Origin of the sequence: Paenibacillus sp. FSL K6-1318, from assembly GCF_037976905.1 — a bacterium.
Lineage (GTDB): Bacteria > Bacillota > Bacilli > Paenibacillales > Paenibacillaceae > Paenibacillus > Paenibacillus amylolyticus_A.
This window is the reverse complement of record NZ_CP150270.1, coordinates 5,225,371-5,238,048: the sequence shown is the minus strand read 5'-3', so window position 1 is coordinate 5,238,048 and position 12,678 is coordinate 5,225,371. Positions and strand designations below refer to the sequence as shown.

Here is a 12,678-nt window from a genome sequence, read left to right as displayed (position 1 = left end):
AAACTACTCACTCGTTGCTCAGTTTTGAGAGCTCAAACTCTCAAACTTCTCGTTAGTTCGACCGACACATCCGTGAACGGCCCGAACGAAACGATTTGTTCTTTGAAAACTAGATATCGAAACGAAACAAACGCGAATTAGAACATTCCTTTAAGCTAATCTTGTGTAAACAAGTGAAGTGTTTTTATAAGGTAGATTGCATGAGCGAGTGATCGAAATGGAACGACTTTTGGATTTGCGCAAGCAAACCAAGCGGAGTGACAGCTCGAACACGAGCGATATGGTTAAGCTACTAAGAGCACACGGAGGATGCCTAGGCGCTAGGAGCCGATGAAGGACGTGGCGAACAACGAAACTGCCTCGGGGAGCTGTAAGCAAGCTTTGATCCGGGGGTGTCCGAATGGGGAAACCCAGCTGGGGTAATTTCCAGTTACACCTAACTGAATACATAGGTTAGTGTGAGGCATACCAGGGGAACTGAAACATCTAAGTACCCTGAGGAAGAGAAAACAATAGTGATTCCGTCAGTAGCGGCGAGCGAACGCGGAGAAGCCCAAACCAGAGAGCTTGCTCTTTGGGGTTGTGGGACGTCTCACATGGAGTTACAAAGGAACCGGTTAAGCGAAGAGGTCTGGAAAGGCCCGCCAAAGAAGGTAAAAGCCCTGTAGTTGAAAGTCTGTTCCCTCCGAGACGGATCCCGAGTAGTGCGGGGCACGTGAAACCCCGTATGAATCCGGCAGGACCATCTGCCAAGGCTAAATACTTCCTAGCGACCGATAGTGAAGCAGTACCGTGAGGGAAAGGTGAAAAGCACCCCGGAAGGGGAGTGAAATAGAACCTGAAACCGTGTGCTTACAAAAAGTCAGAGCCCGTTTTAGGGGTGATGGCGTGCCTTTTGTAGAATGAACCGGCGAGTTACGTTCCCGTGCAAGGTTAAGGTGAAGAGCCGGAGCCGCAGCGAAAGCGAGTCTGAATAGGGCGATGTAGTACGTGGACGTAGACCCGAAACCGGGTGATCTACCCCTGTCCAGGGTGAAGGTGCGGTAACACGCACTGGAGGCCCGAACCCACGCATGTTGAAAAATGCGGGGATGAGGTGGGGGTAGCGGAGAAATTCCAATCGAACTCGGAGATAGCTGGTTCTCCCCGAAATAGCTTTAGGGCTAGCCTCGGAAAACAGAGTCGTGGAGGTAGAGCACTGATTGGGTGCGGGGCCCGCAAGGGTTACCAAGCTCAGTCAAACTCCGAATGCCATAGACTTACTTCCGGGAGTCAGACAGTGAGTGCTAAGATCCATTGTCAAAAGGGAAACAGCCCAGACCATCAGCTAAGGTCCCCAAGTGTGTGTTAAGTGGGAAAGGATGTGGAGTTGCACAGACAACCAGGATGTTGGCTTAGAAGCAGCCACCATTGAAAGAGTGCGTAATAGCTCACTGGTCGAGTGACTCTGCGCCGAAAATGTAACGGGGCTAAACACACCACCGAAGCTATGGCTTGATGCTTTGCATCAGGGGTAGGGGAGCGTTGTATAAGGGTTGAAGGTGTACCGTAAGGAGCGCTGGACATTATACAAGTGAGAATGCCGGTATGAGTAACGAAAAGATCAGTGAGAATCTGATCCGCCGAAAGCCTAAGGGTTCCTGAGGAAGGCTCGTCCGCTCAGGGTAAGTCGGGACCTAAGGCGAGGCCGAAAGGCGTAGTCGAAGGACAACAGGTCGAAATTCCTGTACCACCGTAAGCCGTTATGAGCAATGGGGGGACGCAGTAGGGTAGTGACGCAGACTGATGGATGTCTGTCCAAGCAGTAAGGCTGATGTGTAGGCAAATCCGCACATCATTAAGGCTGAGCTGTGATGGGGAGTGAAAATTACAGTAGCGAAGGTCATGATCTCACACTGCCAAGAAAAGCCTCTAGCCAGGTGATGGTGCCCGTACCGCAAACCGACACAGGTAGGCGAGAAGAGTATTCTAAGGCGCGCGGAAGAACTCTCGTTAAGGAACTCGGCAAAATGACCCCGTAACTTCGGGAGAAGGGGTGCCCCGGTAGTGTGAATAGCACGAGGGGGCCGCAGTGAAAAGGCCCAAGCGACTGTTTAGCAAAAACACAGGTCTGTGCGAAGCCGTAAGGCGAAGTATACGGGCTGACGCCTGCCCGGTGCTGGAAGGTTAAGGGGAGTGGTTAGGAGCAATCCGAAGCTGTGAACCGAAGCCCCAGTAAACGGCGGCCGTAACTATAACGGTCCTAAGGTAGCGAAATTCCTTGTCAGGTAAATTCTGACCCGCACGAATGGCGTAACGACTTGGGCGCTGTCTCAACGAGAGATCCGGTGAAATTTTAATACCTGTGAAGATGCAGGTTACCCGCGACAAGACGGAAAGACCCCATGGAGCTTTACTGCAGCTTGATATTGAATTTGGGTACGATCTGTACAGGATAGGTGGGAGCCTTTGAAGTGGGAGCGCAAGCTTCCATGGAGGCAACGTTGGGATACCACCCTGATCGTATCTAGGTTCTAACCTGGTACCGTAATCCGGTGCGGGGACAGTGTCAGGTGGGCAGTTTGACTGGGGCGGTCGCCTCCTAAAGAGTAACGGAGGCGCCCAAAGGTTCCCTCAGAATGGTTGGAAATCATTCGAAGAGTGCAAAGGCATAAGGGAGCTTGACTGCGAGACCTACAAGTCGAGCAGGGACGAAAGTCGGGCTTAGTGATCCGGTGGTACCGCATGGAAGGGCCATCGCTCAACGGATAAAAGCTACCCTGGGGATAACAGGCTTATCTCCCCCAAGAGTCCACATCGACGGGGAGGTTTGGCACCTCGATGTCGGCTCATCGCATCCTGGGGCTGAAGTAGGTCCCAAGGGTTGGGCTGTTCGCCCATTAAAGCGGTACGCGAGCTGGGTTCAGAACGTCGTGAGACAGTTCGGTCCCTATCTGTCGTGGGCGTAGGAAATTTGAGAGGAGCTGTCCTTAGTACGAGAGGACCGGGATGGACGTACCGCTGGTGTACCAGTTGTTCCGCCAGGAGCACCGCTGGGTAGCTATGTACGGACGGGATAAACGCTGAAAGCATCTAAGCGTGAAGCCCCCCTCAAGATGAGATTTCCCAGTATGTAAGACCCCTTGAAGACGACGAGGTAGATAGGCTGGGGGTGGAAGTGCAGCAATGCATGGAGCTGACCAGTACTAATCGGTCGAGGGCTTATCCAATTAGCAAGTGATAATTCGCATGTTTCGTTTCGAATCTAGTTTTCAGAGAATAACACTCTGAAATGAAAATTGGTACATCACAGAACGTGTGTATGATTTTCAGTTCCATATGCGCTGAACCATTCATCCACACAGCCGTGTCGGACCGAATGGAACGCGAACGCATTTGTTACACAAATGCTCGTTTGGTGGCGATGGCGGAGGGGTTCCACACGTACCCATCCCGAACACGACCGTTAAGCCCTCTAGCGCCGATGGTACTTGGACCGCAGGGTCCTGGGAGAGTAGGACGCCGCCAAGCGAACTCTTTCATCATACATAGTAAACAGGCTCTGCATGTGGACGTTGTACGATGAATTGCATTTGCACTGCAAATGCATATTATTCCCTGATAGCTCAGTTGGTAGAGCACTCGACTGTTAATCGAGTTGTCACAGGTTCGAGCCCTGTTCGGGGAGCCAGTAAGGCCCGTTGGTCAAGGGGTTAAGACACCTCCCTTTCACGGAGGTAACAGGGGTTCGAATCCCCTACGGGTCATATAGATGGAGGCTTAGCTCAGCTGGGAGAGCATCTGCCTTACAAGCAGAGGGTCGGGGGTTCGATCCCCTCAGCCTCCACCATATAACTTTTATAACGACGCGGGGTGGAGCAGCCCGGTAGCTCGTCGGGCTCATAACCCGAAGGCCGCAGGTTCAAATCCTGCCCCCGCAATTATACTTTCCTTAGAGAAAGTGATCTGGAACCGTGGTGTAGTTGGCCTAACATGCCTGCCTGTCACGCAGGAGATCGCGGGTTCGAATCCCGTCGGTTCCGCCATTTTTATACTTATTAGTACCGCATGCGGAAGTGGCTCAGCGGTAGAGCATCGCCTTGCCAAGGCGAGGGTCGCGGGTTCGATTCCCGTCTTCCGCTCCAATTTTTGCGCCCTTAGCTCAGCTGGATAGAGCGTTTGACTACGAATCAAAAGGCCGGGAGTTCGAATCTCTCAGGGCGCGCCATTATAACTTCAAATTTGCCGGCGTGGCGGAATGGCAGACGCGCTCGACTCAAAATCGAGTGGGAAACCGTGGAGGTTCGAGTCCTCTCGCCGGTATATATAACGGGATGTAGCTCAGCTTGGTAGAGCACCTGGTTTGGGACCAGGGGGTCGCATGTTCAAATCGTGTCATCCCGATCTCGAAAAAGTACTATCTAATTAATAGATAGTACTTTTTTTTATATTTATCTTTATAAGTTACGATCAATATTAGTCGGATACTATCACAATATGTGCTCTAACATAACACATGCGAGTTCCCTCACCAGACTACGAGTTAGTATTGCATAAAGCCTCGTTCTTTAGGTCACAATAGGTTTAAAAAGTGATAGAAGGGGTTCATGTGAACACGTTTAACTTCAGAAAACAATTCAAGAGACGCTGGCGACGGTGGAAACGAACATTATGGATGACGGCGGCTTTGCTTGCGGTTACGATATTGGCTTACAGCGGGTTGTCCATCTCATCGGCGATAGAGCGTTTGCTGACAACTAATTTTAGTGAGGCAACCAGTGTGATGGGACCTGTTACGCAGGAAACAAGATCTGAACAGGAGATTCAGGCGCTAGTAGAGCAACTTGATGCTGATCCGGATCATTTAACGAATGTGGTTTTGGAAACACAGTACATCTGTGGAGTGGAGACAGAGCAGTTAGGCAAGATGGCTAGACCACAATTGAAGATGCTGCTGGCTCAACATCCGGAATGGGATGCTACGGTTGGAGCAACAGACGAGCTTCACTTGAAGCAACGTGTAGATGACCTTTCACCGCTCTGTAAACAGCAGGCGTACATCAGCATAGATGCTGTAGGTAATCTTAATTTGTATGAGGGTAAGCCAGCAGAAGAGAAGGTCATTCGTACGTTCTTTCAATTGGATGTTGGGACGTTGGAGAGTTCTCTGCCTGAAGGCGTGCTGGAGCAATTGCAGCAGGGTATTCGGATTCAGGACAAGGATGAATATGACAGCGTAATCTCTACGTTTAGTGACTATGCAGTGGATGAGGACCATCATCTAATCCGCAATGGCGGGTAATCCAATCGTTCTCTACTACAGCAATAAGATGCTGTAGTACTGAAAAGATGGTGTATAGCAATAGCATTGGGGAGTTGCGAAACTAGGGATAGACCCCAAAATATGTGGATTGTGATGAGGACATCGAAGAGATGTCCTTTTTGTCGTTTGAATTGAAATACATGAAAATACGTATAAACATGTAAAAAATACACGAATAAAGACGAGTAATCGGTTAGACAAAGTTTTTCCTGCCGTAGGGTCTATCTTTTGTTATAATGAAATGAACGATACATATGTTCGCTTTTGTGAGGGAGAGATGGTTTTGCGTTTTTTGGGAATTGACCCGGGGATTGCGATTGTTGGTTTTGGTTTTGTGGATAAAATCGGCAGTAAGGTGGTACCCGTACAATATGGATGTATTCAGACAGAAGCTCATACCCCTGAAGAGGAACGGTTGCTTCACGTATATGAAGGTATGGTGCAATTGATTGATAAATACAAACCGGACGCAGTAGCGTTGGAGAAACTTTTTTTCAATCGGAACGTTACAACAGCGATGTCTGTCAGTCAGGCTAGAGGCGTCATGGTTCTCGCTGCGGCGCAGAAGGGTTTGCCTATTGCAGAGTATACGCCAATGCAGATCAAGCAGGCCGTTGTTGGGTACGGTAAAGCAGAGAAGAAGCAAGTACAGGAGATGGTCAAAATGTTCTTGCGTCTTCAAGTCGTTCCTAAGCCGGATGACGTAGCGGATGCATTGGCTGTAGCCGTGTGCCACGCACACTCTTATACATTAAATTCCAAGTTGAATGAGGTATTGCGAAAATGATTGATTTTCTAAGAGGACAGTTCATTCATGTAGAGAATGATTATATTGTGCTGGATGTTCATGGTGTGGGGTATCGCGTTTTCTGTCCGAATCCATTTGCGTTTGCGAAGCAAGAAGGCGAAATTACGGTGTACACTCACCATCATGTGCGTGAGGATGCGATGTTGCTGTTTGGATTTGTTACACGGGATGAACAGCGTTTATTCCGTAAACTGATTGAAGTATCTGGTATCGGGCCAAAAGTAGCTTTGGGCATACTCGCTGGAGGTACACCAGAACATGTGGTTACGGCGATTTACCAGGAAAATCTGACGTTTTTGACCAAATTGCCAGGTATCGGCAAGAAGACTGCACAACGCATGATCCTGGATCTCAAGGATAAGCTGGATAGTTTTGGCGCGGCTGCCTATGCAACAGGTTTGTTCGCTCCTCCATCGGAAGAGTCGGGAAGTGGTTCAGCCTGGGATGAGGCACGTGAAGGTCTCAAGGCACTTGGGTATACTGACAGTGAGCTTGATAAAGTATGGCTCAAATTGAAAAAGGATGTTACTACAGCGGATTCCGTTGATGTGTTAATGAAAAAGGCGCTGCAAATGCTGTTTACGGGATAACACAATTTGCATATTATAATATAGCTGTAGCCTGCAAAAAAAGGTAGGGATGAACATGGATGATCGGATTATTTCCGCGAACCTGATGATGGAGGACCAGAATGTTGAGTTGAGCCTTCGTCCCCGGTATCTGAATGAATATATTGGGCAGAATCAGGTGAAGGAAAATTTAAAGATATATATTGAAGCTGCCAAATTTCGTAATGAGGCATTGGATCACGTTTTGTTATATGGACCACCTGGACTTGGTAAAACAACACTTGCCAATATTATTGCCAACGAATTGGGCGTTAACTTACGAACGACGTCGGGCCCGGCCATTGAACGCCCGGGTGATCTTGCAGCATTGTTAACCAATCTGCAGGAAGGCGACGTCCTGTTTATTGATGAGATTCATCGTTTGCATCGTACGGTTGAAGAAGTTATGTACCCCGCTATGGAAGATTCGGCATTGGATATTATGATTGGTAAAGGTCCAAGTGCACGTTCCGTTCGGCTGGATCTGCCACCATTCACTCTGATTGGGGCTACAACGCGTGCTGGTTTGCTGTCTGCGCCACTTCGAGACCGATTTGGTGTTATCAGTCGCCTGGAATTCTATACAGTTGATGAGCTGGCTTATATCGTCTCACGCTCTACCGAAATTTTGGGTGTGGAGATTGTGGGAGATGCTGCGGAAGAGATTGCATTGCGCTCTCGTGGGACACCGAGGATCGCGAACCGTTTGCTAAAACGAGTACGTGACTTTGCACAGGTACGTGGTGATGGGATCATAACGCAGACACTGGCGGAAGAAGCGCTGCAACGTCTCCAGATTGATCCACGTGGCCTGGATGAGATTGATCATAAGATGCTCAAATCGATGATCAACAGCTTCCGGGGAGGCCCGGTAGGGTTGGATACCATTGCTGCTACAATCGGTGAAGAAAGTCAAACGATCGAAGATGTATATGAACCGTATCTGCTTCAGATTGGTATGATTCAGCGTACACCAAGGGGTAGGATTGTAACAGATCTCGCCTATCATCACTTGGGTCTGCCTGTTCCACCAAGAGACGGGAAATAATCAAACCTGGTTAACATTCACGATTTGAACATTCACCGCAAACATTGAAATAATCACGTGTTAACCCGATATAAAAGTGAAGGAAATGCCTGGAGAGGAGTCTGATTGTGGGAAAAGCAATACGAACGAAGAAGTGGAGTCGTCGATTGAAGGTACTGGCGGCAGCTCTTTTGACAGTGGGTTGTCTGCAAGTGCCTGCATATGCAGCAGGAAATGATGGACAGACGATCCGGGTAGCCATGTTTGCGAATCTGGGTAGTACGTATAAATCAACTACACCACTCATTACGCTTGAATCGACGGGACAATGGAGCATCCAATCGGAGAGTGGCGCAAATGTAAGCCTTCCGGCAGGGCAAGTCCGTTTCAGTGCAGATGGATTCCGAGTGAAGGTGTTGGAAACTGCGGACTTTAAGGCAGCATCCGCAGCAGCAAAATTGTTGCAGGCAACCGCAGACAAGCCGTTGCTGTTCACAACGTCTGTGAATGGAAATGCCATGTATCAGCTCTACACAGGTAACTATGCAACGGAGGCACTGGCAGGACAAGCTGTTACACGAGTACAAAAGGTAGCAGCAGCTCAATTGGCTGGTCAAAAGCCAGCTGTAACGGGAAGTAAACGCCTGTCTGCTGGAACCTATGGTTCGATTCAGGAAGCAGAGGCAGCACAAGCCAGCCTTTTATCAACAGGAGTTAGTGCCTATCCAGTCCTTCAATTAAGTGGGGGAAGTCAAGCATATGCGGTATGGGTGGGTGAAGCTTCTACGGATGCGGAATTATCCACATTGAAGAAAAGTGTGGAAGCCAAAGCTCCGGGGGTAAGCCTTTCACCTGTCAACAATAGTGCAGGGCTCATCATCCGTCAGGATGCCGGATTAAGTACGGATGCACTCAAAACAGCTCCGCATTACACCATTGCAGGTACTGAAGCCAAAGCATTGGTACAAGGATATAGCAATGGTATCAAAGTAGTGGAGCGTTCCCAGCGAACGTATCGTGGAGATATGGAAATCAGTATTGTGAGCGGTGATTTGGCGTTGGTCAACGTCGTTCCACTGGAGCAATACCTGTACTCTGTTGTAGGGGCAGAGGTGTATTCCTCTTGGCCTGCTGAGGCTCTGAAAGTTCAAGCCGTAGCTGCTCGATCCTACGCGCTTCAACAGGGTGAACGTTTCAAAATTGCAAATGTCGTGGATACAACTCTCAGCCAAGCCTATAACGGGATTGGTTCGGAAAACGATAAAGTAACCAGTGCAGTAGATGCAACGGCTGGAGAAGTGGTCAAGAGCGGTGGTAAAATCATCGAAGCTGTGTTCTCCTCCAATGCGGGCGGACAGACGGCTCATCCTTCTGAGGTATGGAACGGCGGAGCAGGTGTATTCACCAATGTGGTTAGCTCAGGGGATACATCAGCCCAGGCAGGATTACATACGTGGTACCATGTGCTGCTGAGTTCAGGCGTTAGCGGGTACATTCGTGAGGATAACATCAAAGAATTAACGACCAAGACCAATGCAGGACTGGCCAAAGTGACGGTAACGGCTCAGAACACCAATGTACGTGCCATTCCGTTAATTCAATCCACCGTTGAACCCGTAGCCAAAATGAATCCAGGTAACGAAGCTGTTGTACTGGCAAAAGTGGCTCAATCCAATGACTACGCCTGGGTGAGAGGACCTTTCACTTCAGCTCAGTTGGTTAAATCTCTTCAGGGTAAAACGACAGCATCTGTTCCTGCTTCAATCTCAACCTTGGAAGTAACCAAGCGTGGACCTTCCGGAAGAGCACTTGAAGTCACTGCCAACGGACAGGCTATGACGGTGAAATATGCTGATACCTACCGCTCTGCGCTGGGTGGATTACCGAGCACTTTATTTGATATTGCAGGGACCGGAAGTTATACTGTATTAGGCGCTGACGGCAAAACAGCCAGTAAAACCGGCTCAAATGGTGCCTCTGTATTGTCTTCTTCTGGCACAGGAACGTCATCCGGTAATGCACTTGTGGTTATGAGTGGTGATGGTCAAGCGAGAGCGGTAACGCAGGGTCAGACCTACATGTTCATCGGTCAGGGTAATGGCCACGGATTGGGCTTGTCCCAATGGGGAGCCAAAGGCATGGCAGATGAAGGGTATGATTACCAGGCAATATTGAAACACTATTATCAAAATGCGACTATTGTTAAGGAATGAAACTAAAATGAATGTGAACTTATATGATTTTGAATTACCAGAGCAATTGATTGCACAAACGCCGCTGCTTGATCGCACGGCATCTCGGTTGCTGACTTTGAACAAAGATAGTGGTGAGATTAATCATCAAACGTTTCCTGATATTATCGACTTTCTGAATTCTGGCGATACATTGATTCTGAATGATACACGTGTTCTTCCAGCCCGTCTGTTCGGTACAAAAGAAGATACCGGAGCAAAAGCAGAAGTGTTATTGCTTAAAAATGTGGAAGGCGACAAGTGGGAAGCACTCGTTAAGCCAGGTAAAAAACTGAAAGCCGGTTCGATCATCGTATTCGGTGATGAACTGAAGGCGATTATAGAAGAAGAGGGCGAGATGGGTGCACGTACACTCACGTTTACGTATGACGGAATCTTCCAGGAGATTCTGGACCGTCTGGGCGAGATGCCATTGCCACCTTATATCAAAGAGACATTGGATGACCGCGAGCGGTATCAGACCGTGTATGCCAAGCATGAAGGATCGGCTGCTGCACCAACAGCGGGACTACATTTTACGGATGAATTGTTGGATCAGATTCGTGCAAAGGGCGTTAATGTCGCCTTCATCACGCTTCATGTAGGACTGGGCACGTTCAGACCGATGTCGGTAGACGTTGTAGAAGATCATGTCATGCATGAGGAGTATTACTCCTTGTCACAAGAAACAGCAGACCTGATTAACCAGACCAAAGCGAATGGACACCGTGTTTTTGCGGTTGGTACAACAAGCTGCCGGACTTTGGAAACGGTGGGGAGCAAATTCGAGAATGGATTACTGCAAGCGAGCAGCGGATGGACGAGTATTTTCATCTATCCAGGCTATTCCTTCAAAGTGATCGATGGGATGCTTACGAATTTTCATCTCCCCAAATCCACGTTGGTGATGTTGGTTAGTGCACTTGCAGGAAGAGAACATATTATGCAGGCATATGAGGAAGCCATCCAAGAGCAATACCGTTTCTTCAGCTTCGGCGATGCCATGTTGATATACTAGAAGCAATTTCATAACTCACTAATAAAGGTATTATGAAATTGCTTCATTAGAATAACGATTAACTTTAGAGGATGATTAAAACCAATGGCAGCAATTACGTATGAACATATCAAAACTTGTAAACAATCCGGTGCACGTCTGGGACGTGTACATACACCTCACGGTATTATTGAGACACCGACCTTTATGCCTGTAGGTACCCAGGCGACTGTCAAAACAATGAGCCCTGAAGAGTTGAAAGAAATGGATGCTCAGATTATCTTGAGTAATACGTATCATCTGTTTCTGAGACCAGGACATGAAATCATTCGCGAAGCTGGCGGATTGCACAAGTTCATGAACTGGGATCGTCCAATTCTGACGGACAGCGGCGGATTCCAAGTATTCTCGCTCAGCGAGATGCGCAAAATTACGGAGGAAGGCGTTAACTTCCGCTCCCACTTGAATGGAGACAAGAAGTTCCTTTCACCTGAAGTGGCCATGGAAATCCAGAATGCACTTGGCTCCGATATTATGATGGCTTTTGATGAATGTCCACCGTATCCGGCTGAATATGAATATGTCAAAAAATCACTCGAAAGAACGAGCCGCTGGGCGGAACGTTGTCTCGAAAGTCACGCTCGTCCGCATGATCAAGGTCTGTTTGCCATCGTACAGGGAGGCATGCATGAAGATCTTCGCCGTCAGAGCGCCGCAGATTTGACTTCCATGGATTTCCCGGGGTATGCTATTGGTGGACTGAGTGTTGGAGAACCGAAACATTTGATGTATGGTGTATTGGATTACACGTTACCTTTGTTGCCGTCCAATAAACCACGTTATTTGATGGGGGTAGGTTCGCCCGATGCGTTGATTGAGGGATCAATTCGTGGAGTGGACATGTTCGATTGTGTTCTGCCTACTCGGATTGCCCGTAACGGAACAACAATGACCAGCCAAGGACGTCTGGTAGTTCGCAATGCCAAGTTTGCAACTGATTTTGGGCCACTTGACCCTGAATGTGATTGCTACACTTGTCGCAACTATTCCAGAGCTTACCTGCGTCATTTGATCAAAGCAGATGAAACATTTGGCCTGCGTTTGACGACAATCCATAATCTTCATTTCTTGCAGAATTTGATGCGTAATGTACGTAAAGCCATTATGGAAGATCGTTTGCTTGATTTCCGGGATGAATTTTTCGATCAATATGGTCTTCATGACAATGACAAAGGTTTCTGATTAAGGTTTAAAGGAAACCGGCGTAACAAGCAATATCTGTACGTATAGTCGATAAGGGGGAGTTTAAATGTTTCAGGGAATGACTCTAGCAGGAGCACAAGCGGGCGGAGGCATTGTATCCTTGATTGTACCTTTGGTACTCATGGTTGCAATTTTCTACTTCTTGATGATTCGTCCACAGAACAAAAAGCAAAAGCAACGTAATTCCATGCTGAGCCAATTGAAAAAAGGCGATAAAATTGTAACGATTGGTGGCCTTCACGGTACGATCGCTGAGATTACGGACGATGTGGTTGTATTGCGTGTAAATGATGTAACTAAGCTTACGTTTGACCGTAATGCAATTAGCACGGCTGTAGCTCGTGAAACGGCTGTTGAATAGGGTACTGTAACATAGATTAACGAGGGTACGTTTGTGGCGTATTCCCTAGAAGAGAACCGGATCTCCATGGAGACCCGGTTC

8 protein-coding genes, 9 tRNA genes and 2 rRNA genes are annotated in these 12,678 nt (G+C 48.2%); all 19 read left to right on the top strand.

Annotated features, from left to right (window positions below; genetic code table 11):
* Nucleotides 1–282: 282 nt before the first annotated feature.
* The 19 genes from NYE45_RS23285 (at nucleotide 283) to yajC (ending at nucleotide 12,597) form a co-directional block, all read left to right on the top strand.
* Nucleotides 283–3,209: ribosomal RNA gene (locus NYE45_RS23285) — 23S ribosomal RNA — on the top strand.
* A gap of 184 nt (nucleotides 3,210–3,393) precedes the next feature.
* Nucleotides 3,394–3,510, top strand: a 5S ribosomal RNA gene (gene rrf, locus NYE45_RS23280).
* A gap of 84 nt (nucleotides 3,511–3,594) precedes the next feature.
* Nucleotides 3,595–3,670: transfer RNA gene (locus tag NYE45_RS23275), tRNA-Asn, on the top strand.
* A gap of 4 nt (nucleotides 3,671–3,674) precedes the next feature.
* A tRNA-Glu gene (locus NYE45_RS23270) sits at nucleotides 3,675–3,746 on the top strand.
* A gap of 7 nt (nucleotides 3,747–3,753) precedes the next feature.
* Nucleotides 3,754–3,829: transfer RNA gene (locus NYE45_RS23265), tRNA-Val, on the top strand.
* Nucleotides 3,830–3,846: 17 nt separating this feature from the next.
* Nucleotides 3,847–3,920: transfer RNA gene (locus NYE45_RS23260), tRNA-Met, on the top strand.
* A gap of 27 nt (nucleotides 3,921–3,947) precedes the next feature.
* Nucleotides 3,948–4,025: transfer RNA gene (locus tag NYE45_RS23255), tRNA-Asp, on the top strand.
* Nucleotides 4,026–4,049: 24 nt separating this feature from the next.
* Nucleotides 4,050–4,124 (top strand) — tRNA-Gly (locus NYE45_RS23250).
* Between the two features lie 6 nt (nucleotides 4,125–4,130).
* Nucleotides 4,131–4,207: transfer RNA gene (locus NYE45_RS23245), tRNA-Arg, on the top strand.
* Nucleotides 4,208–4,223: 16 nt separating this feature from the next.
* Nucleotides 4,224–4,302: transfer RNA gene (locus NYE45_RS23240), tRNA-Leu, on the top strand.
* 7 nt (nucleotides 4,303–4,309) lie between these two features.
* Nucleotides 4,310–4,383, top strand: a tRNA-Pro gene (locus NYE45_RS23235).
* Between the two features lie 205 nt (nucleotides 4,384–4,588).
* Nucleotides 4,589–5,281: a BofC C-terminal domain-containing protein gene (locus NYE45_RS23230; RefSeq protein WP_340014189.1), complete on the top strand. Its 693-nt coding sequence runs from the start codon at nucleotides 4,589–4,591 to the stop codon at nucleotides 5,279–5,281.
* Between the two features lie 304 nt (nucleotides 5,282–5,585).
* Nucleotides 5,586–6,089, top strand: a complete 504-nt coding sequence (gene ruvC, locus NYE45_RS23225; RefSeq protein ID WP_017686765.1) for a crossover junction endodeoxyribonuclease RuvC — start codon at nucleotides 5,586–5,588, stop codon at nucleotides 6,087–6,089.
* A complete protein-coding gene (ruvA, locus tag NYE45_RS23220) occupies nucleotides 6,086–6,700 on the top strand; it encodes a Holliday junction branch migration protein RuvA (RefSeq protein ID WP_036616866.1) in 615 nt (204 codons plus the stop codon). Before ruvC ends, ruvA begins: the two co-directional genes overlap by 4 nt.
* A gap of 55 nt (nucleotides 6,701–6,755) precedes the next feature.
* On the top strand, nucleotides 6,756–7,766 hold the full coding sequence (ruvB, locus tag NYE45_RS23215) for a Holliday junction branch migration DNA helicase RuvB (RefSeq protein WP_062836164.1): 1,011 nt from the start codon (nucleotides 6,756–6,758) through the stop codon (nucleotides 7,764–7,766).
* Between the two features lie 107 nt (nucleotides 7,767–7,873).
* Nucleotides 7,874–9,958, top strand: coding sequence for a SpoIID/LytB domain-containing protein (locus NYE45_RS23210; protein WP_340014188.1), 2,085 nt, complete (start codon nucleotides 7,874–7,876; stop codon nucleotides 9,956–9,958).
* A gap of 7 nt (nucleotides 9,959–9,965) precedes the next feature.
* Entirely contained in the window at nucleotides 9,966–10,994 is a 1,029-nt protein-coding gene (gene queA / locus NYE45_RS23205; RefSeq protein ID WP_340014187.1) for a tRNA preQ1(34) S-adenosylmethionine ribosyltransferase-isomerase QueA, read from the top strand.
* A gap of 84 nt (nucleotides 10,995–11,078) precedes the next feature.
* The gene (gene tgt / locus NYE45_RS23200; RefSeq protein WP_036616872.1) at nucleotides 11,079–12,215 is read left to right on the top strand and encodes a tRNA guanosine(34) transglycosylase Tgt; all 1,137 of its coding nucleotides are present in this window, start codon (nucleotides 11,079–11,081) and stop codon (nucleotides 12,213–12,215) included.
* A gap of 67 nt (nucleotides 12,216–12,282) precedes the next feature.
* Entirely contained in the window at nucleotides 12,283–12,597 is a 315-nt protein-coding gene (yajC, locus tag NYE45_RS23195; protein ID WP_062835898.1) for a preprotein translocase subunit YajC, read from the top strand.
* The last annotated feature ends 81 nt before the right edge of the window (nucleotides 12,598–12,678 follow it).

What these genes read in the sequence shown, in the direction of transcription:
- ruvA (WP_036616866.1), top strand. Translation starts at nt 6,086, where the DNA reads ATGATTGATTTTCTAAGAGGACAGTTCATTCATGTAGAGAATGATTAT.
- ruvB (WP_062836164.1), top strand. Translation starts at nt 6,756, where the DNA reads ATGGATGATCGGATTATTTCCGCGAACCTGATGATGGAGGACCAGAAT.
- queA (WP_340014187.1), top strand. Translation starts at nt 9,966, where the DNA reads ATGAATGTGAACTTATATGATTTTGAATTACCAGAGCAATTGATTGCA.
- tgt (WP_036616872.1), top strand. Translation starts at nt 11,079, where the DNA reads ATGGCAGCAATTACGTATGAACATATCAAAACTTGTAAACAATCCGGT.
- yajC (WP_062835898.1), top strand. Translation starts at nt 12,283, where the DNA reads ATGTTTCAGGGAATGACTCTAGCAGGAGCACAAGCGGGCGGAGGCATT.